Annotated in this window: 28 protein-coding genes; 14 read left to right on the forward strand and 14 right to left on the reverse strand. The window is 62.2% G+C overall.

Going from position 1 to position 23,948, the window contains the following annotated elements; genetic code table 11:
- Positions 1-44: 44 nt before the first annotated feature.
- The gene (locus ACP2YO_RS23935) at positions 45-1,178 is read right to left on the reverse strand and encodes a patatin-like phospholipase family protein (protein WP_426443014.1); all 1,134 of its coding nucleotides are present in this window, start codon (positions 1,176-1,178) and stop codon (positions 45-47) included.
- 250 nt (positions 1,179-1,428) lie between these two features.
- Between ACP2YO_RS23935 and tgt the strand changes: the two genes are divergently transcribed.
- Complete coding sequence (gene tgt, locus ACP2YO_RS23940) at positions 1,429-2,562, forward strand: tRNA guanosine(34) transglycosylase Tgt (RefSeq protein WP_426443015.1); 1,134 nt, start codon at positions 1,429-1,431, stop codon at positions 2,560-2,562.
- Between the two features lie 10 nt (positions 2,563-2,572).
- Here tgt and ACP2YO_RS23945 read toward each other — a convergent pair whose 3' ends face one another.
- The gene (locus ACP2YO_RS23945) at positions 2,573-2,788 is read right to left on the reverse strand and encodes a hypothetical protein (RefSeq protein WP_426443016.1); all 216 of its coding nucleotides are present in this window, start codon (positions 2,786-2,788) and stop codon (positions 2,573-2,575) included.
- A gap of 231 nt (positions 2,789-3,019) precedes the next feature.
- On the opposite strand from ACP2YO_RS23945, the gene cysK reads away from it, so the two are divergent.
- Both cysK and ACP2YO_RS23955 read left to right on the forward strand, forming a co-directional pair.
- On the forward strand, positions 3,020-3,994 hold the full coding sequence (gene cysK, locus ACP2YO_RS23950) for a cysteine synthase A (protein WP_426443017.1): 975 nt from the start codon (positions 3,020-3,022) through the stop codon (positions 3,992-3,994).
- A 3-nt stretch (positions 3,995-3,997) separates the two neighbouring features.
- Positions 3,998-4,243 (forward strand): BrnA antitoxin family protein, encoded by a 246-nt coding sequence (locus tag ACP2YO_RS23955; protein ID WP_426443018.1) that lies wholly within the window; start codon positions 3,998-4,000, stop codon positions 4,241-4,243.
- Between the two features lie 94 nt (positions 4,244-4,337).
- On the opposite strand, the gene ACP2YO_RS23960 is transcribed toward ACP2YO_RS23955, so the two are convergent.
- A complete protein-coding gene (locus ACP2YO_RS23960; protein ID WP_426443019.1) occupies positions 4,338-5,750 on the reverse strand; it encodes a caspase family protein in 1,413 nt (470 codons plus the stop codon).
- A 187-nt stretch (positions 5,751-5,937) separates the two neighbouring features.
- On the reverse strand, positions 5,938-6,816 hold the full coding sequence (locus ACP2YO_RS23965) for a DMT family transporter (RefSeq protein ID WP_426443020.1): 879 nt from the start codon (positions 6,814-6,816) through the stop codon (positions 5,938-5,940).
- 242 nt (positions 6,817-7,058) lie between these two features.
- On the opposite strand from ACP2YO_RS23965, the gene ACP2YO_RS23970 reads away from it, so the two are divergent.
- A complete protein-coding gene (locus ACP2YO_RS23970) occupies positions 7,059-7,457 on the forward strand; it encodes a RidA family protein (protein WP_426443021.1) in 399 nt (132 codons plus the stop codon).
- A gap of 11 nt (positions 7,458-7,468) precedes the next feature.
- Positions 7,469-7,672 (forward strand): hypothetical protein, encoded by a 204-nt coding sequence (locus tag ACP2YO_RS23975; protein ID WP_426443022.1) that lies wholly within the window; start codon positions 7,469-7,471, stop codon positions 7,670-7,672.
- A gap of 63 nt (positions 7,673-7,735) precedes the next feature.
- On the opposite strand, the gene ACP2YO_RS23980 is transcribed toward ACP2YO_RS23975, so the two are convergent.
- The 7 genes from ACP2YO_RS23980 to ACP2YO_RS24010 form a co-directional block, all read right to left on the reverse strand.
- The gene (locus tag ACP2YO_RS23980) at positions 7,736-8,290 is read right to left on the reverse strand and encodes a hypothetical protein (RefSeq protein ID WP_426443023.1); all 555 of its coding nucleotides are present in this window, start codon (positions 8,288-8,290) and stop codon (positions 7,736-7,738) included.
- Positions 8,235-8,591, reverse strand: coding sequence for a hypothetical protein (locus ACP2YO_RS23985; protein WP_426443024.1), 357 nt, complete (start codon positions 8,589-8,591; stop codon positions 8,235-8,237). The genes ACP2YO_RS23980 and ACP2YO_RS23985 overlap by 56 nt, the downstream gene beginning before the upstream one ends.
- Before the next feature lie 197 nt (positions 8,592-8,788).
- Complete coding sequence (locus tag ACP2YO_RS23990; RefSeq protein WP_426443025.1) at positions 8,789-9,388, reverse strand: formyltransferase family protein; 600 nt, start codon at positions 9,386-9,388, stop codon at positions 8,789-8,791.
- A 103-nt stretch (positions 9,389-9,491) separates the two neighbouring features.
- On the reverse strand, positions 9,492-10,784 hold the full coding sequence (locus ACP2YO_RS23995) for a hemolysin family protein (RefSeq protein ID WP_426443026.1): 1,293 nt from the start codon (positions 10,782-10,784) through the stop codon (positions 9,492-9,494).
- A 201-nt stretch (positions 10,785-10,985) separates the two neighbouring features.
- Positions 10,986-11,294, reverse strand: a complete 309-nt coding sequence (locus tag ACP2YO_RS24000) for a hypothetical protein (protein ID WP_426443027.1) — start codon at positions 11,292-11,294, stop codon at positions 10,986-10,988.
- Between the two features lie 142 nt (positions 11,295-11,436).
- Positions 11,437-11,640 (reverse strand): hypothetical protein, encoded by a 204-nt coding sequence (locus tag ACP2YO_RS24005; RefSeq protein WP_426443028.1) that lies wholly within the window; start codon positions 11,638-11,640, stop codon positions 11,437-11,439.
- A gap of 112 nt (positions 11,641-11,752) precedes the next feature.
- Positions 11,753-12,052: a hypothetical protein gene (locus ACP2YO_RS24010; RefSeq protein WP_426443029.1), complete on the reverse strand. Its 300-nt coding sequence runs from the start codon at positions 12,050-12,052 to the stop codon at positions 11,753-11,755.
- Between the two features lie 602 nt (positions 12,053-12,654).
- Here ACP2YO_RS24010 and ACP2YO_RS24015 point away from each other — a divergent pair.
- Complete coding sequence (locus ACP2YO_RS24015; protein WP_426443030.1) at positions 12,655-12,846, forward strand: hypothetical protein; 192 nt, start codon at positions 12,655-12,657, stop codon at positions 12,844-12,846.
- A gap of 136 nt (positions 12,847-12,982) precedes the next feature.
- On the forward strand, positions 12,983-13,834 hold the full coding sequence (locus ACP2YO_RS24020; protein ID WP_426443031.1) for a 3-hydroxybutyryl-CoA dehydrogenase: 852 nt from the start codon (positions 12,983-12,985) through the stop codon (positions 13,832-13,834).
- Positions 13,835-14,010: 176 nt separating this feature from the next.
- On the opposite strand, the gene ACP2YO_RS24025 is transcribed toward ACP2YO_RS24020, so the two are convergent.
- Positions 14,011-14,811, reverse strand: coding sequence for a hypothetical protein (locus ACP2YO_RS24025; RefSeq protein ID WP_426443032.1), 801 nt, complete (start codon positions 14,809-14,811; stop codon positions 14,011-14,013).
- Positions 14,812-15,185: 374 nt separating this feature from the next.
- Here ACP2YO_RS24025 and ACP2YO_RS24030 point away from each other — a divergent pair, with 374 nt between their 5' ends.
- Entirely contained in the window at positions 15,186-15,653 is a 468-nt protein-coding gene (locus tag ACP2YO_RS24030) for a hypothetical protein (RefSeq protein ID WP_426443033.1), read from the forward strand.
- 309 nt (positions 15,654-15,962) lie between these two features.
- Here the strand turns inward: ACP2YO_RS24030 and ACP2YO_RS24035 are convergent, their stop codons facing one another.
- Complete coding sequence (locus tag ACP2YO_RS24035; RefSeq protein WP_426443034.1) at positions 15,963-16,190, reverse strand: hypothetical protein; 228 nt, start codon at positions 16,188-16,190, stop codon at positions 15,963-15,965.
- Positions 16,191-16,859: 669 nt separating this feature from the next.
- Here ACP2YO_RS24035 and ACP2YO_RS24040 point away from each other — a divergent pair.
- From ACP2YO_RS24040 to ACP2YO_RS24055, 4 genes are all read left to right on the forward strand, one after another.
- Entirely contained in the window at positions 16,860-17,231 is a 372-nt protein-coding gene (locus ACP2YO_RS24040; RefSeq protein ID WP_426443035.1) for a glycosyltransferase, read from the forward strand.
- Between the two features lie 81 nt (positions 17,232-17,312).
- Complete coding sequence (locus ACP2YO_RS24045; RefSeq protein WP_426443036.1) at positions 17,313-18,266, forward strand: UDP-glucuronic acid decarboxylase family protein; 954 nt, start codon at positions 17,313-17,315, stop codon at positions 18,264-18,266.
- A 40-nt stretch (positions 18,267-18,306) separates the two neighbouring features.
- Positions 18,307-19,326 (forward strand): UDP-glucose 4-epimerase GalE, encoded by a 1,020-nt coding sequence (gene galE, locus ACP2YO_RS24050; protein ID WP_426443037.1) that lies wholly within the window; start codon positions 18,307-18,309, stop codon positions 19,324-19,326.
- 55 nt (positions 19,327-19,381) lie between these two features.
- Positions 19,382-19,735 carry a hypothetical protein gene (locus ACP2YO_RS24055; RefSeq protein ID WP_426443038.1) on the forward strand — a complete coding sequence of 118 codons (354 nt, stop codon included), beginning with the start codon at positions 19,382-19,384 and terminating at the stop codon, positions 19,733-19,735.
- A gap of 756 nt (positions 19,736-20,491) precedes the next feature.
- Here the strand turns inward: ACP2YO_RS24055 and ACP2YO_RS24060 are convergent.
- Positions 20,492-20,734 (reverse strand): hypothetical protein, encoded by a 243-nt coding sequence (locus ACP2YO_RS24060; protein WP_426443039.1) that lies wholly within the window; start codon positions 20,732-20,734, stop codon positions 20,492-20,494.
- A gap of 1,687 nt (positions 20,735-22,421) precedes the next feature.
- Here ACP2YO_RS24060 and ACP2YO_RS24065 point away from each other — a divergent pair.
- A complete protein-coding gene (locus ACP2YO_RS24065) occupies positions 22,422-23,111 on the forward strand; it encodes a hypothetical protein (protein WP_426443040.1) in 690 nt (229 codons plus the stop codon).
- Positions 23,112-23,609: 498 nt separating this feature from the next.
- On the forward strand, positions 23,610-23,852 hold the full coding sequence (locus ACP2YO_RS24070; protein WP_426443041.1) for a hypothetical protein: 243 nt from the start codon (positions 23,610-23,612) through the stop codon (positions 23,850-23,852).
- Positions 23,853-23,948 lie beyond the last annotated feature (96 nt).

Genomic DNA, 23,948 nt, shown 5'->3' on the forward strand with positions numbered 1-23,948 from the left:
CCGCGGGCGGATTCGTCCATTCTGGGACACCTGGAGCCGGCCGCTCATGGCGGCGTCGAGGTCCAGGCGCGGCCGGACGCAGCCTTCTCGTAGCCGTACTGATAGAGGGCGCGCATGTAGCCGGTGTCGAAGCCCGCCGACGCCGGTTCCGGGTAGTCGCGCTCGATATAGGACAGATGGAAGCCGAGCTGGTTGCGCTTCGCGAAGTCGTAGGTCGAGAGGATGACGGAGCGCGTCTGCGCCTGCGTGAGCGAGGAAATGCTGCGCGAGGCGACGTCGAGGGTGGAATTGGACACCAGCTCGAAGGTCCGCTCTAGCTTCTTGTTGACGAGAATGTAGATGTTCAGGCGGCCGTTTGCGGGCCATGCATGTCCTTGAAACAGCAGGGCGTCCGGCAGCGTCAGGACCGGTGCCGTCACGCCGCCGTCGACATGCATCTCCTGGAATCGCCGGCCGTCGCCCTCGGCATCGATCAGGATCGGTGGAAACAGCATCGGAATGCTGGCCGAGGCCGCCATCACGTCGCGGAACAGTTGCAGCGCTTCAGGCGTCCCGACGGCGGCAATCCGGCCCATGTCCCAGATCACCGTGCGCTGGGTGTCGAGATCGGTGGTCACGATCAGCAGGTGTCTCCCTTTGGCATGTTCACGGGCCACGGCGCTGAGGAGGTCCGGCCCGACGTAGCGGGCCACCAGTTCGCGCAGCCGCGTGTTGCCATACAGCCCGGATCCGAACAGCACCCGCGTGATGCTTGGATCCTGCAGCAGCGTTTCCGCAATGCCGCTGGTGTAGACTTCCTTCAGCGTCTCGTCGTAGCTCGGGCCGAGGAACGCAAACGGCGCAATGAGGCCGCCGGTGCTGACGCCTGATACGATCGAGAAGGTCGGGCGGTTGCCGGCCGCCGTCCAGCCGTTGAGGACGCCCACGCCATAGGCGCCGTCGGCGCCGCCGCCGGAGAGCGCCAGATAGGTCTGGAGCCGTGAGGAGGACGGTTTGTCGATCTGGAATTTTGAGACCGGATCGTCCGCGTAGCGCCGCAGCCCGTCGAGATCGAGCACCCGCGAATTGGCAGCGTCGGCGGCGGTGTAGGGGGTCCGCGGCAGGGAGCTGCAGGCCGCCAGCGCAAACGTGAGGCTGCAGAGGAGGGCCGCCTGCAGGATTGCGCGGATTGCCGTCATCCGATGGTCAACGCGGGCAGGCGGCCGGGCGTTCGGAGTGAGAACATCTGATGTCACGGTTGATGCGGATCCAAGCGCGGGCGGGGCACTCCCGCCTTATTCCAGCCATAAAACGATACGGTTTCGTTTTGTTTAACGGGGCGCCTGGTCCGGCGCAAGTCTCCATCCAGCCGTCTGGGTTCACGAAGTCGCGCGAGGCCCGTCGCGAGGCGGGTTGATCGGGCACGGGCGGCACGCAATAAGCAGCCGCATGAGCCTTCCCAATCATTTCGAGCTTCAGGCAACCGACGGTACCGCCCGAACCGGCCGCCTCGCTACGCCGCATGGCGTGGTGCGCACACCCGCCTTCATGCCGGTCGGCACTGCCGGCGCGATGAAGGGCATGCATTGGCGCGAAGTGCGCGAGGCCGGTGCCGACATCGTGCTCGGCAACACCTATCATCTGATGCTGCGGCCGGGTGCCGAGCGCATCGGGGCGCTGGGCGGCCTGCAGAGGTTCACCGGCTGGGGCGGCCCGATGCTGACGGATTCGGGCGGCTTCCAGGTGATGTCGCTCTCGGAGCTGCGCAAGGTGACCGAGAAGGCCGTCACCTTTCGCTCGCATATCGACGGCTCCAAGGTCGAGCTGTCGCCCGAGCGCTCGATCGAGGTGCAACGGCTGCTCGGCTCTGATATCGTCATGCAGATGGATGAATGCGTGCGGCTGCCGGCCGAACACGCCGACATCGAGCGCGCGATGCAATTGTCGCTGCGCTGGGCGGAGCGCTCAAAGCGTGCCTTCGAAACGGCGCCTGACGGCTACATGCTGTTCGGGATCGTGCAGGGCGGTGACGTCCCTGCGCTGCGGCACGTCAGCGCACGGGGGCTCACCGATATCGGCTTTCATGGCTACGCGATCGGCGGGCTTGCGGTCGGCGAGCCGCAGGCGGTGATGCTGTCGATGATCGAGGAGACCGCGCCGGCGCTGCCGGCCGACCGGCCGCGATACCTGATGGGTGTCGGCACACCCGAGGACATGCTGGAAGCGGTGGGGCGCGGCGTCGACATGTTCGATTGCGTGATGCCGACCCGGAACGGACGCCACGGCATGGCATTTACGCGGTTCGGCCAGATCAATCTGCGTAACGCCCGCCATATCGACGATCCGCGCCCGCTGGACGAGGAGAGCCCGTGGCCGGCGGCGCGAAGCTATTCGCGCGCCTATCTGCATCATCTGGTGCGCTCGGGCGAGACGCTCGGCGCGATGCTGCTGTCGGAGATCAACGTCGCCTATTATCAGCAACTGATGCAGGGCATCCGCGGGGCGATCGCAAACGGCACGTTCGAGGACTTCAGAACGAAAACGCGCGCCGGATGGGCGCGCGGGGATATCGTTCCGAGGTGAGGGACGGTCGTCAGTTGCAGACGATCGGTTTCACCGAGTGTTTGGTTACAAATCCGTAACCACAGGTGTCGCAAGTCCAGAGATAACTGATCAAATTGTCAAGGAGATAGGCGGAGGCTTCCGCCGCTACCATGGAGTCCGCACACACCGGACAGGTCGGCAGATCACTACCACGCGGATCGGGCCTGGACGCTACGGTCGACAGGACTTCAGCAAGTGCTGGCATCGTGACCTCCTTTGCGTTCTGAACCTCTGCTACCTAGCGAAAGTATATAGCCTGAATTGTTTGACCTTGTCGCAACACAAATGCGTAGGTTTTACGTTATTTGCGCAGCTTCTGATTTTGCAATGCAACCAATGCCGGATGCGGCGGTTTCTCACTTGCGCGTCATGACGCGCTGCTTCTAATGAGGGAAGACCCACATTCCCTGCACATTCCCGCCACAGGAGCCGTTTGATGGACGCGTCGTCGACAACGAGTGCAGTGCAACCCGGGCGCGGACGCGTCTTTGATTCCATCGTCGACGCGATCGGTAACACGCCGACCGTGCGCCTGCGCAGGTTGCCGCAGGCCAATGGCGTAAACGCAACGATCCTCGCCAAGCTGGAATACTTCAATCCAGCGGCCAGCGTGAAGGATCGCATCGGCGCCGCGATGGTCATCGCGATGGAGAAGGCCGGCATCATCAACGCCGACACCGTGCTGATCGAGCCGACCTCGGGCAACACCGGGATCGCGCTCGCCTATGTCGCGGCCTCGCGCGGCTACCGGCTGAAGTTGGTGATGCCGGAATCGATGTCGGTCGAGCGGCGGCGGATGCTGGCCTTCCTCGGCGCCGAGATCGTGTTGACGCCGGCGGCGCAAGGCATGAAGGGTTCGATCGCGGCCGCCGAGGAGCTCGTCCGCACGACGCCGAACGCGGTGATGCCGCAGCAGTTCAAGAACCTTGCCAATCCGGAAATCCATCGCCGCACCACGGCCGAAGAGATCTGGAACGACACCGGCGGCAATATCGATTACTTCGTGGCTGGTGTCGGCACCGGCGGCACCATCACCGGCGTCGGGCAGGTGCTGAAGCCGCGCAAGCCATCATTGCAGATCGTCGCGGTAGAGCCGGAGGAAAGCCCGGTGCTATCGGGCGGCCAGCATACACCGCACAAGATCCAGGGCATTGGCGCTGGCTTCGTGCCTGACATCCTCGACCGAGCCGTGATCGACGAAATCATCAAGATCAACAGTGCGAGCGCGATCGAGACCTCCCGGGCGCTGGCGCGCAACGAGGGAATCCCGGGCGGCATTTCATCGGGCGCCGCGATCGCGGCTGCGTTGCAGATCGGCAAACGGCCGGAAGCCGCCGGCAAAACCATCCTGGCGATTGTGCCGTCGTTCTCGGAGCGCTATCTGTCGACTGCGCTGTTTGAAGGAATCTGAGATATGGCCGATCTGCCGAGGCGACCGCGAACCCTGAACGACGCCCGCAGCGAGGCAGAAGCCGCCTTCAAGCGCGCCACCACCAAGGTGGCGGAGGCGCCGCCGAAAGCTGCCCCGGTCACCATCCCGGGCACCCGGGAGCAGGTCACCCTGCGGATCGACCAGGACGTGTTGGCATATTTCCAGGAAGGCGGCCCAGGCTGGCAGGAGCGCATCAACGCGGCTTTGCGCAAGGCCGCCGGGAAATAGCGCCAGCTCGAAAAGGCGTCAGCTCAACGCAAAGAATCCTCAACGTAAAAAAGCCCGGGCAATCCCGGGCTTTTTGTTGACGAAGGGTTGTGGCTCAGCGGAACACGCCGCCAATCATGCCACCCATGAAACGTCCGACGCCGGCCGGATCGCCGCCGCCACCGTGATAGCGACGGCCACCGCCACCGCCGCCACCACCACTTGAGTGCCGGCGCGCAGGGCGCTCCTCGTCATCGGAACTGGCCGGCGACGTGGTCGAGACAATCTCGGTCAGCAGGGCCTTGTGCTGCAGCTTGTTCAAATAGCCGGTCTTCGGATAGCCGCGGGCGGCTTGCCAGCGCGTAATCACCGCGCGGGTCGCTTCATCGAACTTGCCGGTGACCTTGGTGTCGAAGCCGAGCCCGTTGAGCCGGCGGTGCACGTCGCGGCGCTGGCCCTTGTCGAGGCCGATCTGATCCTCGGTCACCTGGCTCGAATCATCCGTGAAGGTGGCGGGATCGATGCCTGTGGTCAGGTTGCGTGTGGTGGTGCTCGGGCCGTTCTCAAGGGCTGCGATGCGCGCAATCGCCAGCGGCTTGAACTGGCCGTTCGGATATTTGGACATATAGGCGTTCAATTCCTCGGGCTTGTTGCTGTCCTTGATCGAACGCCAGAATTCGAGTTCGACATCGGAGCCCGGGGCCGCAGCAACCGCGGTCGAGGCCGACGGTGCAGGCGCCGCGGTGTCGGGGGCTGCGGGTGGGCCGTTGAGATACACCGCGCCGATCAGGTTGGTGTGCCCCCAGGGCAATTGTCCCTTGTTGGTCTCCTCGTTGACCTGGGCGCGGACCTTGGTCATCGCTTGTTGGATCTCGACCCCTGGCTGGGCGATGTTGTCGACGAGCGCGCGGGTGAACGGGCTGTTGGTGCCTTCCTGGCCATCGAGCGCGGTCTGGCCCGGGCCGGTGGCGAATGCGATCAGGGTGCCTTCGCCGGACTTCATCTCGGCAAGCCCGGTCTGCACGTTGATGCTACGGGTCGCGGAGTTCGACTTGATCTTGGCAGCAAACGGGTTGTCGCGGCAGGCGTCGAGGAACACGAGCTTCACCTTGGCGTCGCTCATGGTCTGGTCCAGCGTGAGGTCGATGTTGATCGCGGCCCCAAGCTTGACGTCCATCTCGGATTTGATGTCGGCGTCGATCGGCAACAAATAGTTCGTGCCGCCGATCGCGATGCCGTGGCCGGCATAGTAGAACACGGCGATATCGGCGCCTTGCGCCTTCTTGCCGAAGTCGAGCAGCTTCTCCGTCATCTTGTCGCGCGTGAGATTGGTGCCTTCGACCACATCGAAACCGACATTGCGCAAGGCACCGGCCATCGCCTTGGCGTCCATGGTCGGGTTCGGCAGCGGCGTGACGTTCTTGTAGGCGCCGTTCCCGACGACGAAGGCCACGCGTTTTTCGGCCTGCGCCGCGGTCGCAGTCAGCGCCATGCAAATCAGGGACGCAACGAGGGTAAGGGTGCGCATATGAAATCCCCTGGCAGAATCGAAATAGATTTGGGTCGCAAAGCTGCCGCCAGTTTACACGAAAAAGCCGCACTTCACGCAGCAAAAATTGCAAGCATCCGGCCGTGAAAAACGGCGTTTCCCCGAGCTGACGTTATCGGTCCGGGAAACTGCGTCGCGTGACCTGGCTCACATATCGCCGCTCAATTCACGTTCCCGCGCGAGCCGGAACCGGTGCGTTCGGCTTCAGGTTCAACAGGTTGCCGGTCAGGATGAGGGCGGCGCCGAGCACGGTGAAGGCATCGAGCCGTTCCGCGTAGATCAGCCAGCCGACGATCGCCGTCAGCGGAACCCGCAGGAAATCCATCGGGATCACCACGGTCGCATCGGCGTGCAGCAACGCGCGGGCCATGCAGTAATGCGAGAAGGTGCCGCAGAGCGCGATCACCGCGAGCCATCCCCAGGTGTGGAGGGGCGGCCAGGTCCAGACATAGAGCGCAGGCACGAAGCTCACGACCGCCTGGACAGCCAGCAGCCAGAAGATGATGGCGAGCGCCTGTTCGGTCCGTGTCAGGGATTTCACCACGGCGATCGAGATGCCGAAGCCGACCGCCGCGGCAAGCGCGATCAGCTGTCCCGGATTGATCGCACCGGCGCTCGGCCGCACGATCACGAGCACACCGGCAATGCCGAGCATGATCGCGGCGATCTTCGGGATCGTCATCCGCTCGCCGAGAAAGCTTGCTGCCAGCAGCGCGGTCCAGATCGGCATGGTGAACTCGATCGCGACCACCTGGCCGATCGGGATCAGCGTCAGCGCGTAAAACCAGCCGACCTGTGCGGTATAGTGGATCAGATTGCGCGCGATGTGCAGATGGGCCCGCGCCGTCTTCAGGATTGCGAAGCCGCCATTGATGCGGATCAGCGGATAGAGCATCAGGAAGCCCAGCACCGAGCGGACTTCCATGAGCTGAAAGACGTTCACCTCGCGCGTCGCCTCGCGGCCGGCCACGACCATGACCAGCATCAGGCTGAGCCAACCCGACATCCACAGCGCGGCGCGAGTCTTTGAGGGAGTGCGGTCCATGGCCGGAGGCGAGGTGAGGCGGGACGGCCGGTATCGGCGAGTTGATCCGAATTTGCAACGCGTAATTCTGGCGCCGCGGTGATGCGCTGCCAGAGCATTATCGGTTCTGATTACATCAGAGCCGAAGCTCTGGATTCCTGGTTTGACGCGTTTTCTTCATGCGAACCGGTATCCACTTCGCTCGAAAACGCTATAAGCGAACGGTGCTAAGCAACGGCTGGAATAATCAGAAGGATCTGCTCATGCGTGTCTTGCAACCGGCCGAATGGTCGAAACCCCGCGGCTTCTCGCACGGCGTCGCGTTCGACGGCCCGGGCCAATGGATCGTGCTGGCGGGCCTGACCGGCGGCGACGACAAGGGCGAGTATCAGCCGGATATGGCCGCCCAGGTCGGCAGCGCGCTGAAGCGCATTATCAAGCTGTTGAGCGAAGGCGGAGCCGGACCCGAGCACATCGTCCGCCTGACCTGGTACCTGACCAGCCGCAGCGAGTACGAAGCTGCCGGCGCCGGGATCGGCGCCGCGTGGAAGGAGACGCTCGGCCGCAATTTCCCGCCTTCGACGCTGCTCTACATCGACGGCCTGGTCGACCAGCGCGCCAAGGTCGAAATTGAAGTCACCGCCTTCGTTCCCGCGGCATAGGAGCATCAGCCATGAACCACCAGCTCAGAAAAGCGCCGGATTTCCTCACGGGGTTCGCGACCGGTTGGCTCGAGCAACAGCCGGACCTCCTGGTGATCTCGATGACGACGGACAAGGGCGTACAGGATTACACCGTGAACAAGGAGCAGGCGCTGTTGATTGCCCGCACCATCCAGCAGACCGCGGAGAAGCTCGCTACGCCGCGCCCGGCTTAGCGCTCAGACGGCAAAACGCCCTCGGAGCTCAACTCCGAGGGCGCTTTTTGGTCCGCGTATCGATTATCTCGTCAGCGTGATATTGGCGCCGCGGAATTGGCTGTCGGCCCTGATCGTCACCGACTGCCGGCTGCCGCTGGTGCGCAGCGAGATGTTGGCATTGAAGCCGGGAGCGCTCGCAACGACCTGGAAGTTGCCGCCACCGCCACGGCCCTCCAGGCTGCCGCTGACATTGCGGCTCGACTCGCTCCAGGAGCCGGTGACCGCGCTGCCTTCAGCCTGAACATCGGCCGCAAGGTTGAACTTGTAGGCGTCGCTGGCGCAGGTGAGGCTCATGGTCATGGTGGGACCGGAGACGCGGTAGGTCGCGCGGCAGCGAATCCGCTCGCTTGACCCATCGTCGAGCGTGACCGAGCCGCCGCCCGACCAGCTACCGGCCAGACCGGCGAACGGGCCGGACTCGGCATGTCCGGCCGTACTTGCCAAAGCCGTCACGAAAAACGCGACGGCTGCAAATGCAGGCCGCCGCGCCTTGGCGAATAGTCCGGATGCGCTACTGAATTTACTGACGGGACGCTTCCCATCGGCCGCTACACGGTACGCCAGCTGATGCCCCATTCCACTTCCCCGATCCGGATTTGCCACTGAGTTGTCCGTTCGCATATGCACCATTGATCGAGACTCGCACAAGTCCCCCGCTGCCGACGGTGCCCGAGATTGCGGCACCCGGAGCACTGATCTTGCCCTCGGCCACGGTCAGGGTCGAGCTGGTCGACGGTTCGCAGCTACCGGTCTTGGTCACGACGGTGACCTGCCAAAGGCCATCATAGGGTTGCTGAGCGGAAACAGGCGCCGCGGCGAAGACGGCTGCGGAGGCAATAGTGCAGGCAAACAGGTCGCGGATGCGGATCGAACGCATGAATCAATTCCCCGTAATTTCGGTGTGATGATGCGGCTTATCGGGGCACAATGTGACCAAAGTTTGCTGCACCGCAGAACCCCAGAAAGTTCCTGTGGACTCAAACACATCATAGTGAATCCGGTTCCCGCCCCGGAACGAAATAAAGCGCATGGGAGGGCTGCTGGCGGAGATGTCCGGATGTAACCGATCCGGACCTAATGCTTGCTGCCGGGCAGGCTCGGTGCCTTGGTCGCAAACTGCTCGTCCTGCGGCTTGGCGGGCAGGGTGTTGTGGGTTTTGGCGTAGTCGATGACCTCGCCGAGCAGCCGCTGGCCGAGCGGCGCGAGCGCGCGCTCCCAGAGTTCGCGCGCGGTCTCGCCCTTTTTGACGAACACCCAATCCTGGGCGGCGATCGCGCCGGCATCCATGCGGTCGGCCAAGTGATAGATGCTGCCGCCGGCGATCGGATCGCCTTCCTTGATGGCCCATTCCACCGCGGCGAGTCCGCGATGACGGGGCAGCAGCGACGGGTGGTAGCCGATGCCGCCAAGCCGGGCCGCCGCCAGCGCTTCCTTGCTGACGCGCGCGTGGCTGTGCGCCGTCACGATCAGATCGGTGTCGGGCGCGATCTCCGAGGCTGCGACCAGCTTGGGATCGGCCTGCACCGTGACGTCGATGCCCGCCGCCCTGGCTGTCGCCGCCAGCCGGTCCTCGCCATCGTGGACGACGACCCTGACGATCTCGACGCCGCGCTCGCGCAGCATGTTCAGGGTCGTCACGCCGAAATGGCGGGACCCGACAAGGGTAATTCGCATGGGATCCATTCCGTGGTTCGCTCGGACCGTTATGCCGATAGCACAGCAGGGCCGCCTGTTTCGCTTTCCCCCCGGTTATCAACAGGCCGGCCGGGCCGCAACGTCAGGCCGCCGCCTGTGGGCGGCTCACCAGCACCTTGTCGATGCGCCGGCCGTCCAGATCGACGATCTCGAAGTCCCAGCCCTGCGTGGCGGTCTTCGCTCCGACGTCGGGGATCGCGCCGAACGCGTGCAGCAGGAAGCCTGCGGCGGTCTGGTAGGGCCGCGGCGAGGGCAGCGCGATACCGAGCAGGTCGGCAAATGCCGGCGCGGGCATCCAGCCCGAAATCAGGTAGGAGCCGTCGTCACGCCTGACATAGGCCGGCTCGGCCGGACCTTCCTCGGTGTGGAAGGCGCCGACGATGGCTTCGAGAATGTCGAAGCTGGTGACGACGCCCTGAAAGGTGCCGTACTCGTCATGCACGAGGCCGATGTGCACCGCGGAATCGCGCAGGATCGCGACCACGTCGCGCGCATCCACGGTCTCGGGGATGATCGGGGCATCGCGCGTCAGCGCGCGGATATCGGGCGTCCGGCCGGCGAGATAGACGTCGAGCACGTCCTTGGCCTGCACGATGCCGAGTGCGTGGTCGCGATTGCCGTCGAACACCACGCAGCGCGAGTGGCTGCTCTTCTGCAGCGTTGCCAGGATCTCGGGCGCGGGGTCGGACAAGTCGATCAGGCTGACCTCATGGCGCGGCGTCATCACGGCGCCGACCGGAAGGTCGCCGAGCCGCATCACGCCGGCGATCATCTCCTTTTCGCCGGGCTCCAGCACGCCGGCGTTCTCAGCCTCCACCACCAGCGTTTTGATCTCGTCCTCGCTGACCCGGTCCTGCGCGTCATCGCGATGGCCGAGCAGCCACAGCAGCGACTTGCCGGAACGGTCGAGCAGCCACACCAGCGGCAGCGACAGTTTCGCCATCAGCGTCATCGCCGGGGCCGCCTTGACCGCAACAAACTCGGGATCGCGCAATGCGATCTGCTTCGGCACCAGCTCGCCGACAATCAGCGAGGCATAGGTGATCGCGCCGACAACGAGCCCGACGCCGACCGCGTCGGCAACACCTGGCGACAACCCGATATCGAGCAGCCATTGCGTGAGGCGCTGGCCCAGGGTCGCGCCTGAAAAAGCGCCCGACAGCACGCCGATCAGCGTGATGCCGATCTGGACCGTCGACAGGAATTTCCCGGGATTGGACGCAAGCGCGAGCGCGCGCCGTGAGCCGCTGACGCCTTTCTCGACCATGGCTGCGAGCCGCGCCGGACGCGACGAGACGATGGCAAGCTCCGACATCGACAGCAGACCATTGACGACGATCAGCACCGCCACGATCGCAAGTTCTAGATATAACACGGGAGTCCCTAAAGATTCGGCGGCGTCGGCCGCGACACAACGGCTCCTATATAGGCGCGCCGCGGCCGATTTGCTGTGCCTTGTGAGGTGGCCACGCGCAAACCGGCTGCGCATATGACGCACATGCCGCTGGCGATCGCGGCATTTTGGCACGCGCGCCATCGCCGATCGCCGCCAAACCTGGCGGTACCGTGCTCGAGCTCAGCTGACCGCCAGCAGCCGCAGCTCTGGTTTGGCGAATGTCCTGGGCGGCATACCGGAGGGCTCCGGTGACCGTTCCGACGCGGTCTGCAAATGCATGCGTAAATCCGCGCTGCATTGTTTCATCTGGTTGCGTAATTCGCGGCGGGAGAAAGCGGTGAGCGAAGGATCCCCGAGTTGCAGCCAAGCTTTGCGCAGCCATTCCTGCAAGGCCCGAATATTCTGATCCAGGACTTGCTGATCCAGGACTTGCTGATCCAGGACTTGCTGGTTCAAGACTTCCTGATTCAAGACTTCGGACTGGGGCATGCCGCCGGAATCTCACGGAGTGATCACCAGTGAAATAACGCTGATTCGCGCCGTTTGAGCCAGTACCATGTTGCGCGGCGGGAGTCGGCGAACCGCCGGCCGGTGACTCGGCGGAGGCGCGATGCCGCCGTCCGGGGTCGGCTCAGCGAGCCTTGTCGGGCCGCGGGCGGAGGAAATCCAGCGCGACCGGGAGCGCGATGAAAAGCGCAGCGATCATCGAGAGATGACGGATCTGCGCGGCGGCCAGGCCGAACTCGGTCTGGGCCACGCAAGCAAGCATGATCGCGGCATATGCGGCCACGCAGACCGCGACGACGATGGTTACGAAATCGATTCTGTTGTCCAAGGCGGCACCGTGTTGTTACGGAGCCGGTGTAGCGCAACTGAGCGTCGCTGGATGTGAGATGGCTCACGCCCGGCCGTGTTGCTTGCCGTCAAATCGATTCCGGACAGGGAATCTATTCTACGCAGAAATAGGTTCGCGGGACGACGTGGTAGGCGGTGTAGCGATAGTACCGGCGATAGGCATAACCGCGATAGATCGCCGGCGGTTCGCGGTAGAGCGCGCCGTGGTAGACGTTCAGCAGGGGGCCAGTGGTGCAGCGATAGGGGAGCCAGACGTTCGGCAGCGGCGAGTGCACGCCCAATTCGGGCGGAACGGCCGGCCACAGCTCCTGGGCCGGCGCAGCCAGCACGCTGGCGGTCAAGGCGAGGGCGACGAGCGGCGCATTTCGGAGGCAACGGACTGCGTATTTCATCTGTTCATCTCGTCGCGGACAAAACGCCCGCACGACAAGGCTGACAGCAATCGTGTCCGCGGTCCATGGCCTCCGGACTATTTGCTGCTCAGCGGGGCAGCCGCGGCAATCAGCGCCGATCTAGCTCGCGGGCGAATCCGACAGCAGCGACTGCTGCGAATAGGCATGATCGGCTGCCGCGCAACGCCGCCACGACAATCCCTCGATGCGCTACAGCGTCGCCGGTCTGGCTGATTTACAATGGTCGCAACACAATGATGCATCGCCAACCAGATAGCGTCCGCGCCGGGAGGCTTCCGGCGACGCCTTGCAAGTCGGGCAAGTCAGCGTCAGCTGGCTCGTCTTCCACCACCGAAACAATCGAAACACCGCATCCCCCAGCGTTTCCGAGTTTCATCCCTGCAGCAAACTAGCCATCTTCCGGATCGCGTGAAAGTAGCGGAAGGTCGCACGTTGATGCTGTTCCGTACGGAACCGGTCTACCTCGTATGTACGGTGATTCGCTCTGCGAGGGTTGGTTAGCGAACTCTTAAAGACTGATCCTCCACTGCGCGATCGCAGCACACCGTTCCTTCAAGGATGGCGTCTAGCAATGCACGGCGATGGACCCTGAGAATGACATCGACGAGGGGATCGTGCCGGCGCTTCGCCGCAGCTACGGTCGGCTGGCCTGGTGGATCGTCAGGCTTAATCGCATGCTCGAGCCGTCGCGTGTCGGCGAGTCGCCGCGCCGCCACGTGCCGCCCCGCACCGCCGTCCCGCCACGGCGGCCGGTGCCCCCGCGTCCCGAATAGCATCACCATGATACCGGCCGTTCCTGTATCGGGCGCCTGACCGGACTGCTATGCATGCCCGATCCGCGGATAGCAGATCCGCATTTTTCTTTGGCGATGCCGCGCGGCGGCTCACGCGACGGGAAGGACGAACGCAATGATTGAGACGGTTGGCATCATCGGCGCCGGGACCATGGGCAATGGCATCGCCCAGGTGTGCGCAGCGGCGGGGCTCGGTGTCACGATGGTCGACATTTCCGACACCGCGGTGCAGCGCGGCCTGAAGACGGTCGGAGCAAGCCTCGATCGCCTGGTCAGCAAGGAAAAGATGACCGCAGCCGATCGCGAGGCGACGCTGGCGCGCATCACGGCGACCACCGACAAGGCCCGGCTTGTCGCCTGTGATCTGGTGATCGAGGCTGCCACCGAGAATGAAGACCTGAAGATCAAAATTCTGAAGGACCTTTGCGCATCGCTGAAGCCGAGCGCGCTGCTTGCCACCAACACCTCGTCGATCTCGATCACCAGGCTCGCGGCCGTGACGGATCGTCCCGATCGATTCATCGGGATGCATTTCTTCAACCCGGTTCCGGTGATGGCGCTGCTTGAGCTGATCCGCGGGCTGCAGACGTCGGACGATACGGTCGCCAAGGCCGACGCCTTCGCCAAGCGCGTCGGCAAGGTCGCGATCACGGCGAAGAACAGCCCGGGCTTTGCCGTCAATCGTATCCTGTGCCCGATGATCAACGAGGCGATTTTTGCGTTGCAGGAGGGCATTGCCACCGCCGAGGAGATCGATGCCGGCATGAAGCTCGGCTGCAACCACCCGATCGGACCGCTCGCGCTCGCCGACCTGATCGGCCTCGACACCCTGCTGTCGGTGATGGAGGTGTTTTATACCGGCTTCAACGATCCCAAGTACCGGCCCGCGCCGCTCCTGAAGGAAATGGTCGATGCCGGTCATCTCGGCCGCAAGACGGGTCAGGGATTCTACAGCTACAGCAAGTGAGATCCGGTCAAGCGGCCGATACCGTAGTCACCCGGAATGGATCGCGCGGAGGAGTTGGCGTAACACCTCGGTCATCAGACATCACCTGATCCGCCACGTGGGGCGGGGGACATAAAGACACGAGGCCCGGGCTCCTAGGCACACCGGGCCTCGTGTTTTTTCTTCGGTCGCGAAATTCAGTTCGCAGATGCCACGGGCGTGACGGTTGCCTCTTCCGGGTCCAAGCCGAACAGGCCGACGAGGTATTTGTAGTATTCCGGCATCTTTTCCTTGAGCTTGGCGCGCGTGTAAGGTTCGTGCGCGGAGTCCTTGCCGGCAAGGAAGATGCTCGCCGTGACGGCGAAGAATTCCTGCTGGTTCTTCAACACATAGGACTCTTTGGCGAACAGGTTCTTTGACTTGGCCTCGCCGAGGAACCCTTGGATGCCCTTGTTGTCATAGCCGTTCGGCATCAGACGAGCGTGATAGGCGTGAAGGAATTCGTGCAGCAGCACCGGGTCCTTCTCATAGCGCAGCATGTTCGGGCGCAGCTTGATGACGCCAATACCGGAATCGGCGGCAAGCGCGAGCGGGTCCGAATTCGTCCACTGCTGCTTGTCGTGATCCCAGATGGTGATATTGCGCACCTTGCGCTGGTCCCCTTCCGGGGACATCACGCCGTAGCAGGCGGCCGCGGCTCCCTCATCGAGACACGCCATCTCGCTCGCCGCGATCGGCACGCTGTGAAAAAATTGCAGCACCTTCGGGCTGAGGCCCGCCGCTTCCACAACATCGAGCTGGCGGCGAACCATGTCGGCGATGGAGGCGACGTCCTTGCGTTCGGTATTCTCGGAGAGATCGAAAATATAGCCGCGATATTTCTCAAAGCCGGCCGGTGTCGACGCAGCCGCAGTGGACGGCTCGGAGGTTCGTGGTCCGGCCAGTGCCGGGCCAAGCGCGAGTGACAGGATCATTGAGGCGGCGAGCGTGCTGCGCATGATTATCCCCCTTTGCGACAAACCCTTCTGAAGGTCATTTGTCGTCTTTCATAATGGTGCCCGCATTGAGCTTAGAGGGCGCGCCTTGCAGCGCGCTTAAGTTGTGTGCCTCAACCGCCCCTATCGCGTTAACCGCCGGTTGACCAAATGGGTCCTGGCGAGCCGGCGCCGCAGGCGTCCATGGATCGGGATGGGTGGGTCAAACAAACGCCGGCAGCCATCTTCATCCGGCGCCGGAAACTTATCCTGCGGGCTCGACAGCAACGGGGGCCAGGCGTCATCCGATCCCTGATGGGGGCTGGTATTGATCCTGATGGCGTGGTCCATTTGGAGTGGCAGTCCAAACTTGCAGCCATGGAAGGGCGCTGGCGACGATGTGGAAACGGCTTTGGCAGGCCTTCTGGCAGACTTGGACGATCGACAAGCCCGCGGCGCTGGGCGACTGGTTGTGGCAGATCCTGGTCGTTGATCTCGCCGCCTTTCTCGATCGACTGACGTTGCGTCGGGTCATCGCATTCATTCCGGTCGTCATCCTGATCCTGGCCTATCTGCACCGGATTCCGCTTCCTCCCGAGTTGATGCTGCTTGGCGACATGCTCGCCTATATCGATATTTTTTCGATGATCTTCCTGATCGGCATCTTCACGCGTGTCACGATCGTGATGACTGTGGTCAGGCAAGCTGCCGATCACCTTCTCTGGATCCTGCAGCGCGTGCCGATTGCGCTACGCATGCTGGATGTCCGGCACCTTCGCGCGAAGGGGGCTAGCCGGCGCAAGCGGCGCGATCGGGCAAACACGGACGACGACATCGCCGTCTTTCCCGGCATGGTTTGCGTGTAACTTTTCAGTGCCCGGCGCGGAATGGCATAGCGGAACACTCGGGCTACGGCGTGGGCCCGTGATCTTCTCTGACCTGCTCAGCCCCGCGGGGCGCCATGTTGTCCGCAGCGCCAGCGCCGCGATGTCGACCCATACTGCTGAGGTCGGTCGCGGCAAGGTGGGATCGACGAAACTCGACACCCAATCGGAAGCTCCAGCCACCGAGCAGCAGCGCGCCTGCGATGCAGGCCACGACGAACGCCCAGTCGCGCCTTGTGATCACGTCAAAAGCCCGGTCGGGGTCATGGATGCTTCCAGGCAGGGCGGGGCTTATTTGCGGTCTCTCTTGAAGAGACGTTTCGTGGCCTCGATCGCCTCGAGCAGAAACGGAGACAGCGCGAAAAACGCGCCGATCCCGACCGCGACGATGATGTGGCGGAGGGAGACCTTTTCCTCGTCCTCGAACGGATAGGCGTTCTTGTCGATCGGTGCGGGCGCGAAATCACTCCCGGACTGGCGCGCCGGCTCGGTCCGCCGCGGTTTGCGCGGCGGGGCCATCACAACGACAAAGAGGACGTTCAGAAGCAGCCATATCCCAAGAAGGATGAGCAAGGTCCGCACTGCGCAGGTCCGAATAATGAACAAAGCAATCGGTGACAACTTATCCGGTTGCGCCGGATGCTGCCATAATTCATTTGGGGGAGAAATAGTTTCGTCCCGGTTTGGTGACCGGGGCGGGCTGATGGCGTCGGCGACCGGGCGAGTTCATGCTCCATCTGTAGCGCCTCGTGTGGCTCGTGCGCCATCAAGTCAGTGCGCATGACTTGATCTTGATCTCAAACGAAGTAATTTGAAACTGGTTGAAACAATAGGGCGTCAAGTCAAACAGGGCCGCGTTAGTGCTTGGTTGGCTGGGCGAGGGTCGCTGGAGAGTCGGGGATGCGGCTATGCCGTTTGCGGGCTGGCGGGGCAGCTACAGTACCGATCGCTTGGGCTGACGAACTGACCTGCTAATCCAACAAGGGGGGCCGCGCAGCCGCATCGCGGGTCACCAGCTTTTCGTGTTCGCGGGGCGCGCTTTGCTGACCGCTTGGTGGCGCGGCTCGATCCGAGTTATCCAACAGTCTCTCTTGATCGCGCCTAAGGTTGTGTTCGTTCCTGCTTGCATAATTTGTAACAAGGTGCCGTCCAGGTACGGCAACTTAGGCTTTTGGTGGAGGAAATATTTTGCACTCCAACGTGTCGGTCATCGTCCCTTACTTCAACGAAAGCGAGGTTATTTCCGCCACCCACGCCGAACTGGATCGATGTTTGGGGGCGTCGCAGGACTTCAGCTTTGAAATTATCTATGTCGACGATGGAAGTCGCGACGAAACGCCCACCATTCTTCGCGAAATCCGCGAGCGTGATCCACGGGTCAAGTTCGATCGGATCGACGCATTGGTCGAGGGCGGCCGGGCCGAATTTCGGAATGGCCGGTTCGCTGCCACGCCGAGAGGCCGCTCAGACGCCGCGCTGATTTTGCGGGCACGCCGCGTCTTTGCTCTGAGGGAAAGCCGGCTCTATTTTGCCAAAGCGGATCCGATGGAGCCGGCTTGAATTGACTAGGCTTGCTGTGGCCGCGTGTCCGCAAGGAGCGCGCTCGCAGACACAAACGAGAAGATTTTGGAGGAGGCGGGTTTGTTTAAAAGAAAGCGAGTATTGGTGACGGGAGGAGCCGGCTTCCTTGGCTCACACCTGTGCGAGCGTCTGCTGGACGACGGCCATGATGTGCTTTGTGTCGACAATTTCTACACCGGAACGCGCGACAACATCACGCCACTTCTCGACAACAAGCGGTTCGAATTGATGCGTCACGATGTGACGTTCCCGCTGTATGTCGAGGTCGACGAAATCTACAATCTGGCTTGCCCGGCTTCGCCGAACCATTATCAGCATGATCCGGTGCAGACCACCAAGACCAGCGTGCACGGGGCGATCAACATGCTCGGTCTCGCCAAACGCCTCAGGGCCCGGATCTTCCAGGCATCGACCAGCGAGGTGTACGGCGATCCGACGGTTCATCCGCAGACGGAAGATTACCGCGGTCACGTCAATCCGATCGGTCCGCGCGCCTGCTACGATGAGGGCAAGCGCTGCGCCGAAACCCTGTTTTTCGATTATCGCCGACAGCACAATCTGAATATTCGGGTGGCCCGCATCTTCAATACCTATGGCCCGCGCATGCACGTCAACGACGGCCGCGTCGTCTCCAATTTTATCGTCCAGGCGCTGCGCGGCGAGCCCATCACGATCTATGGCTCTGGCCGCCAAACCCGCGCGTTCTGCTACGTGGATGATCTGATCGAGGGCTTCGTGCGACTGATGCGGACCTCCGACGACGTGACCGGTCCCGTCAATCTCGGAAACCCGGTGGAGATCTCGATCGGCGAACTGGCCGCCAAGATCATCGAGCTGACGGGTTCTCGGTCCGCGCTTCTGACTGCGCCGCTGCCGGAGGATGACCCCATGCAACGCTGTCCCGACATTTCGCTCGCGGGTCGGCTGATCGACTGGAAGCCGACAATCACGCTCGAACAGGGGCTGCAGCGATGTATCGCTTATTTCGACAATCTGCTTCGTGCCTCCGCATGACGAGCGTAACCCCGATTTCAAAAAATCCCGGAGGCCGTGCATGACAGCGGTGCTCGTTACCGGCGGCGCTGGCTATGTGGGAAGCCACAGTTGCAAGGCGCTCGCGGCCGCGGGTGTCGTTCCCGTCACCTACGACAACCTTGATCGCGGTCACCGGGAGGCCGTCAAGTGGGGCCCGCTTGAAGCCGGCGACATCAGGGATCGCGCGCGGCTCGATGCGGTGCTGCGCCAGCATCGTCCGTCGGCCATTCTGCATTGCGCTGCGATTGCCTATGTCGGCGAGTCAGTGGCGGATCCCGCGATCTATTACGACAACAACGTCACGGGATCGCAGGTGGTGCTGGAGGCGGCGCGCGCGGCGGGAATCGACTGTGTGGTGTTTTCGAGCAGCTGCACGGTCTACGGACTGCCCTCGGTCATGCCGGTTACCGAGGATACGCCTTATGCGCCCATCAGCCCGTATGGCCGGACCAAGATGATCGTCGAAGGCATGCTTCGCGACTATGGTGCAGCCTATGCGATGCGCTCAATCATACTGCGCTACTTCAACGCCTCCGGTGCTGATCCGGTCGGGGAAACAGGCGAGGATCATGATCCGGAGCCGCACCTCATTCCGCGCGCCCTGATGGCGGCCGCCGGCGATCTGCCGCATCTCGATATTCTCGGTGCCGATTATCCGACCCCCGACGGCACCGCTATCCGAGACTATATTCATGTCAGCGACCTCGCCGACGCCCATGTTCGGGCATTGCGCGATTTGTTGGCCGGAGGTGCCCCGGACACGCTCAATCTCGGCACCGGCATCGGCTATTCCGTCACCGAGATCGTTGCTGCGGTCGAACGCATCACCGGCAAAACAGTGCCGGTCCGGATAGGGCCCAGACGACCCGGTGATCCCGCCGCGCTATGGGCTGCCGCCGGGCGCGCTCAAGCGCGGCTCGGGTGCCGGCTGTCGCACTCGGACCTCGATACGATCATCGCAACCGCATGGTCGTGGCACCGCCGGCCAAAGCACATCGGCTCTGCTGATGGTTCGGGCCGCACCGGCGCGAACGGTTGAGCCAGACTAGCTGGCTTTCAATAGGTGATAAGCTTGACCGCCGCAGGGATCCTCGGTGACCGAAAAGCGCGAGGACACGTATACTTTGTTGAAAAACACGGAATACGTTATGCGCTTCGTCTCTTCCGATTTCGCACTTCGGAGACAGGCCATCCAACGAGGCGTGGAATTGGAGTTTGCCGGAAACGCGTCCGTAACTTCGATCGGTTCGGCAAAATGTGAATCAGCCGCGGCGGTCTTCAGTCCACTCAGCACCGCTTCCGAGGCCGGCGGGGACTGGTCCTCCTGCGGCGGCGTGCTCTCCGCGATCGAGGAGCATGCTGTCAAGCTGACGCAGAACAAGGCTACTGCTACCCGCATGGGGCATTCTCTCATTGGACCTGTCTGCCTTGGTACCGCGGCAGGTTGATGGCGATCTTGAGCGAAAGCCCGACCTTTGCAGCACAAACAAACCGGCCAAGAGTGCCAATCGATGCGCTATCACAGTGCCTGCGCAAGGGTTTTAACGATTAGGATGCGTTTCGGCTAAGACATTGAATGAGCTTGGTGAGCGCGGAGGGACTCGAACCCTCGACCCCATGATTAACCCGCGCGTGTGTCGCGCCCCCTGATCTGCCTGCGAGACTGCTGTTGCCGGTCTTTTTCGATATCGGACGCCGTTCTTGGCTTCCGCAGTGCGGACAAGCGGTCGCCTGATCACTGATGGACTGACTGCATTCCCTGCAAGCAACGAGCGCCATCAAAATGTTAGCTTCTAAAAATGGACCCCTTATAGCTTCACGCAACCGGTGGTAGAGGGCAATCGGGGTTCATACGGGGCTTTTTATTCAGGCTGAAAGCCTTCCGGCAGCCGCGGCGCGTCACCATCACGGGGATTGCATCCGTGACCAGCCGGCTGGGTCGGCCACTTGCTTGAGCTTGCATCAGCTAGGCTTTTGAACTGTTCCTCGATCGTTCCGGAACAGTGGCCGGCGGTGGCTTCGCTTTAAGACCCAGAAACCAATGTTGAATTTCAACAAAGCCTAAATTGCCCCACCGTGGCGCCGCCTTGTTGCCGCGCAATCGTTCGCTATGGCCCAACTCTGTTCATAGCCCATAGCAGGTAACTAAACCGTCATCTGTTCACGGTCCGTCTACGTGTATATCCGATATGATTATACCTCTATTATGGCCGACGCTTGGCCGGGCGCGGTGGCTGAGCGATAGAGCCCGTTCCCGGCTCCGCAAAGAGGTCGTCGGTCAGCCTCTGCCTTACCAGTTCGGCCTGTTCCTTCGTCAGCTTCTCGGCGAAGCGACCATCCTTTTTCAACTGCGCTGGCCGCTTGCGTTCTCGATCGTAGACCATCCAGTCCGTGCTTCCTCTGCGAACGATGAACCTAGCATGTGGAGGCGATGTGTAGTCGGTCACCAATAGCTCCTGGTTGGTCGGGCCGCTGGTCTCAAAATTACACACCAGGCGACAGTTTGTTCCGGAACCGGGACACTGAAACTCCCAGCACCATCTAAACTGCAAAGTCTGTGCCGGACGTCAGTCCGAGATGCCCTTGCTGAAGTCGAATTCTTCCTGTCCGGAGCAATGGTTGTGGCCTTGAAGAACGGCTGCGAGCCACCTGCGCATCGTGGGTTGGAAGAGTCGGTGAGCAGCAGCTTGCGCGCCGCCACCTCAGCCAAGGCCGAAGCGGCCGTATAAAAAGCGGAGGCCGAAAGCGGCCCACCAACTGAGGCGGCCTTATATTCCAAAAGGATGCCTCATTTGAGCCGCCATGCGTTCGACGGCATCGGTGTATTGGCCGTGAGCGAATTGCTGATCGGCTATGTAGAGGACCACAATAACGCCTACGGCGATTAACAGTCCTTTCACTCCATGCTCCGTTACGGACGAGGCGGCTCTAATCGCCGTGATGATTCCGGAACTCTGCTTGTTGCGAGCCAGGGTCGCACCGTTATCTTTCGGGCAGGCACTTCTTGCGCATATCACGGACGTTTGCGGGGGAGATCGGCTAGCTTTAGCCGGCCGTTGTGGTGGCAGTTCACGCAATAGACCAGCACCGTTTTGAATTGCTTGCCCGCCGCGCCGACGGCGTCACGGTCGACGGGACCGGTCCAGTATCTGAGGAAGTGAGCGGGCTTGCGGCGCCAGGGCATGGCCCAATGAAAGCGCCGCGCGTTGCCCAGTGCAAATTTACAAGCGCTAGCGTCTCGGAACGGCGCCGAGCTACTGCGCGTGGGTGTACTTGGTGACCTAGCGTGGAGGCGCCTTATCCTTCCGCACATTGACCCCCAACCGTTTCGCCTTGTGCTCTATCGTGGTCGCCGAGGTCCGAAATCTCGCGGCAATCTGCGACACGGTTGCCCCCTTGGCCGCCATGGCAATCAGTTCTCGCTCTTTGGCGTAACTGAAGCGTCCATTCTGCTTGCCTACCATCGCGACTTTTCCGAACTTCCGGCCCGCCGGCTCACTTCTTCGCCTTTAGCCCGATCTCGAACGCCATGGTATCATTGCTTCTCTGCGGGTGCGGGGCCGGGGACATCGCCAGGCGGCGGGGGCGCGGGTACTGGCGGCGGGGTTTGCGCCGTTGATTCTGCACCAATACAGTCACCTGCCCAGATCTTGGTGCCTCTGACCGTGCCAACTAATTTGCAACCCATCGGCGCCTGCGGCCTTACCTGGACTGGTCTTTTTGCAGCTCTCGGCAGAGCGGTTTGAGCAAACGCGCTGGTCGCAAAGAGTAGCGCGATAAGTCCGATTAGCTGCTTCATAGTCCATTCCCCTTGCGTTGCTCGAACGTTCCGTCGATTTGTTCGCGCGACTAGCTGGCGCCCCCTCACTTAGCTTTCTTCAGCCCGATCTCGACGAGCTGACGGATGGCTTCGGATAGGTTGGGAACGGGCTTTTGCTTTGCCCTCCAACTTTCGACGGCTTCGATCATCGCTTCAGAGAAGCCGATGACTTTCTTGACGGGGTGTGTCTCGGGTCTACCAATCATTTCGCATATGTCTAATTGGCTTTCGCATATTTCACATATACCAAATTGGCAAGCCGAGGGGAAGCGCGAACTTCCCCTCGGCTCTAACCTAGCAGCATGGAGTGACCAATGACGCAGGCTGATTCTAAGAATATCATATCTTTGCCGGCGGAAGCCGCTGACACTCGAACCGAGGTGATCGAGGTCTACATTGGCCGCGATCAAAACGGCGCGCTCGTTGGCGAGTTCCGCCCGAATGCCACGGGCCTCGCTCGGCGCGCGTTCCTGACGGCGGCGGCGATGGCTGTCCCCACCGTCGCAATCGCACCCACGACCGCCCTGGCGGCTTTGGCGGCCGTCGCGCCAGATCGGCGCGCCGCCCACGCCTATGCCGCATGGCTTCACATGGAGCGACGAATCCTCCGCAGTGAATTATGGCCCGATCTAGGCACTATGGCTGAAATGTTCGTGTCCTTCGATAACGCTGGCGCAAATTGGCATCTGCGTCACGATGATTGGAAGAGCGATCCGCAGCCATCGTCCCGCGCGGCGGCGGTTCTGGATCTGGTTGGTGTCGACTGGCGCAGCGATGACGGAAAGGACCACGTAGATAGCGGGCGCCGGCCGCCATTGCCCGGGGGGTGGCCTCGGGTTGATGCCGAGCTGATCGAACTCGCCGCTAAGATTGAGCCCCTAATCCAAGAATTCTACGCGCGGCACTTCGAATGGGGTTTGCGCTCAGCGGAGGTGGACGCGGAACTCGATGAACGCTTCGGTGAAGACGCCCGTACCTCATGGACCTCGATGGAACGCCAATAGCCTTTCAAAGGCTGTTCTCCGCAGTGGCTGAATTTTGTGGGCTTGCCGGCATGATTGCCGCGACTGGATACACAATGCCGGACATGTCCTTCTTGGACGAGGACGAGACCTGAAAAAGTACGCCGCCGGGCTCGAAATACATTGTCCCGGCGGCGTCCCGTTTTTCTTCCCAGCCTGGGCCCTGCAATCCCCAGTGGCGCCAGCCTAGCAGGATCAAAATACAAAATTAAGAAAGAGGAGCCGACGCTAGGGCCCGTGCGCCAGCTCCTCCCGAAACGTGACCGAGTTGCGTCCCCAACGGTCCGTCCCACGGAGAAGGATGCGACGATCAGATTGCGGTTTTCGCTAACGGGACCCGCCGGTTCACGCCGGCGCGCCTCAGTCGGTGGCTAATCCCGGCATCAAGTGCGCGTGAAATGTAAGACCGTTCACATTTGAAACTCACGAGTTGATCTAACGCGGGCTGGTAACGGCTCGGGGGGTCGGAGAAATCTCGTGATGTCATTATTCAGCAGCGAAAACTGGTCGGGCGCAGGCGCCGCGTCGGTTGCCGGTATTCTCGTCGTAGGCGCGTCGCTTGGCTTTGCGGTCGTTCATTATGCGGAGTGGTCGTCAGCCGCTAATCTGAACCAGGCCGAGGTGGCGGCGGTCACCTCAACTCCGATGCCCCTCAACAAGAGACGAACAGATTGCCCGCAAGGCAAGAAGGTGCTGCCTACGGTAGTGTCACCACTCGATTGATAGACGCTGGGGGTACAGCCAGCCCCAGTGACTGCATCGGCCGGGAAGGGTGGCACTACAGTTGAGGCAGGCGATGGCCGTTGCAGCAGTCCCGCT

Origin of the sequence: Bradyrhizobium genosp. P (assembly GCF_049949265.1) — a bacterium.
Lineage (GTDB): Bacteria > Pseudomonadota > Alphaproteobacteria > Rhizobiales > Xanthobacteraceae > Bradyrhizobium.

Bases quoted from the DNA above. Each gene is read 5' to 3' on its own strand.
- ACP2YO_RS23965 (WP_426443020.1), bottom strand. From the start codon at position 6,816: ATGGACCGCACTCCCTCAAAGACTCGCGCCGCGCTGTGGATGTCGGGT.
- ACP2YO_RS24030 (WP_426443033.1), top strand. From the start codon at position 15,186: ATGTGGAAACGGCTTTGGCAGGCCTTCTGGCAGACTTGGACGATCGAC.
- ACP2YO_RS23960 (WP_426443019.1), bottom strand. From the start codon at position 5,750: ATGCGCACCCTTACCCTCGTTGCGTCCCTGATTTGCATGGCGCTGACT.
- ACP2YO_RS24010 (WP_426443029.1), bottom strand. From the start codon at position 12,052: ATGAAATACGCAGTCCGTTGCCTCCGAAATGCGCCGCTCGTCGCCCTC.
- ACP2YO_RS23975 (WP_426443022.1), top strand. From the start codon at position 7,469: ATGAACCACCAGCTCAGAAAAGCGCCGGATTTCCTCACGGGGTTCGCG.
- ACP2YO_RS23955 (WP_426443018.1), top strand. From the start codon at position 3,998: ATGGCCGATCTGCCGAGGCGACCGCGAACCCTGAACGACGCCCGCAGC.
- ACP2YO_RS24070 (WP_426443041.1), top strand. From the start codon at position 23,610: ATGTCATTATTCAGCAGCGAAAACTGGTCGGGCGCAGGCGCCGCGTCG.
- ACP2YO_RS24015 (WP_426443030.1), top strand. From the start codon at position 12,655: ATGGACCCTGAGAATGACATCGACGAGGGGATCGTGCCGGCGCTTCGC.
- ACP2YO_RS24025 (WP_426443032.1), bottom strand. From the start codon at position 14,811: ATGCGCAGCACGCTCGCCGCCTCAATGATCCTGTCACTCGCGCTTGGC.
- ACP2YO_RS23945 (WP_426443016.1), bottom strand. From the start codon at position 2,788: ATGCCAGCACTTGCTGAAGTCCTGTCGACCGTAGCGTCCAGGCCCGAT.
- ACP2YO_RS24035 (WP_426443034.1), bottom strand. From the start codon at position 16,190: ATGGCCCCGCCGCGCAAACCGCGGCGGACCGAGCCGGCGCGCCAGTCC.
- ACP2YO_RS24065 (WP_426443040.1), top strand. From the start codon at position 22,422: ATGACGCAGGCTGATTCTAAGAATATCATATCTTTGCCGGCGGAAGCC.
- galE (WP_426443037.1), top strand. From the start codon at position 18,307: ATGACAGCGGTGCTCGTTACCGGCGGCGCTGGCTATGTGGGAAGCCAC.
- ACP2YO_RS23990 (WP_426443025.1), bottom strand. From the start codon at position 9,388: ATGCGAATTACCCTTGTCGGGTCCCGCCATTTCGGCGTGACGACCCTG.
- cysK (WP_426443017.1), top strand. From the start codon at position 3,020: ATGGACGCGTCGTCGACAACGAGTGCAGTGCAACCCGGGCGCGGACGC.
- ACP2YO_RS24020 (WP_426443031.1), top strand. From the start codon at position 12,983: ATGATTGAGACGGTTGGCATCATCGGCGCCGGGACCATGGGCAATGGC.
- ACP2YO_RS23935 (WP_426443014.1), bottom strand. From the start codon at position 1,178: ATGACGGCAATCCGCGCAATCCTGCAGGCGGCCCTCCTCTGCAGCCTC.
- ACP2YO_RS23980 (WP_426443023.1), bottom strand. From the start codon at position 8,290: ATGGGGCATCAGCTGGCGTACCGTGTAGCGGCCGATGGGAAGCGTCCC.
- ACP2YO_RS23970 (WP_426443021.1), top strand. From the start codon at position 7,059: ATGCGTGTCTTGCAACCGGCCGAATGGTCGAAACCCCGCGGCTTCTCG.
- tgt (WP_426443015.1), top strand. From the start codon at position 1,429: ATGAGCCTTCCCAATCATTTCGAGCTTCAGGCAACCGACGGTACCGCC.
- ACP2YO_RS24000 (WP_426443027.1), bottom strand. From the start codon at position 11,294: ATGCCCCAGTCCGAAGTCTTGAATCAGGAAGTCTTGAACCAGCAAGTC.
- ACP2YO_RS23985 (WP_426443024.1), bottom strand. From the start codon at position 8,591: ATGCGTTCGATCCGCATCCGCGACCTGTTTGCCTGCACTATTGCCTCC.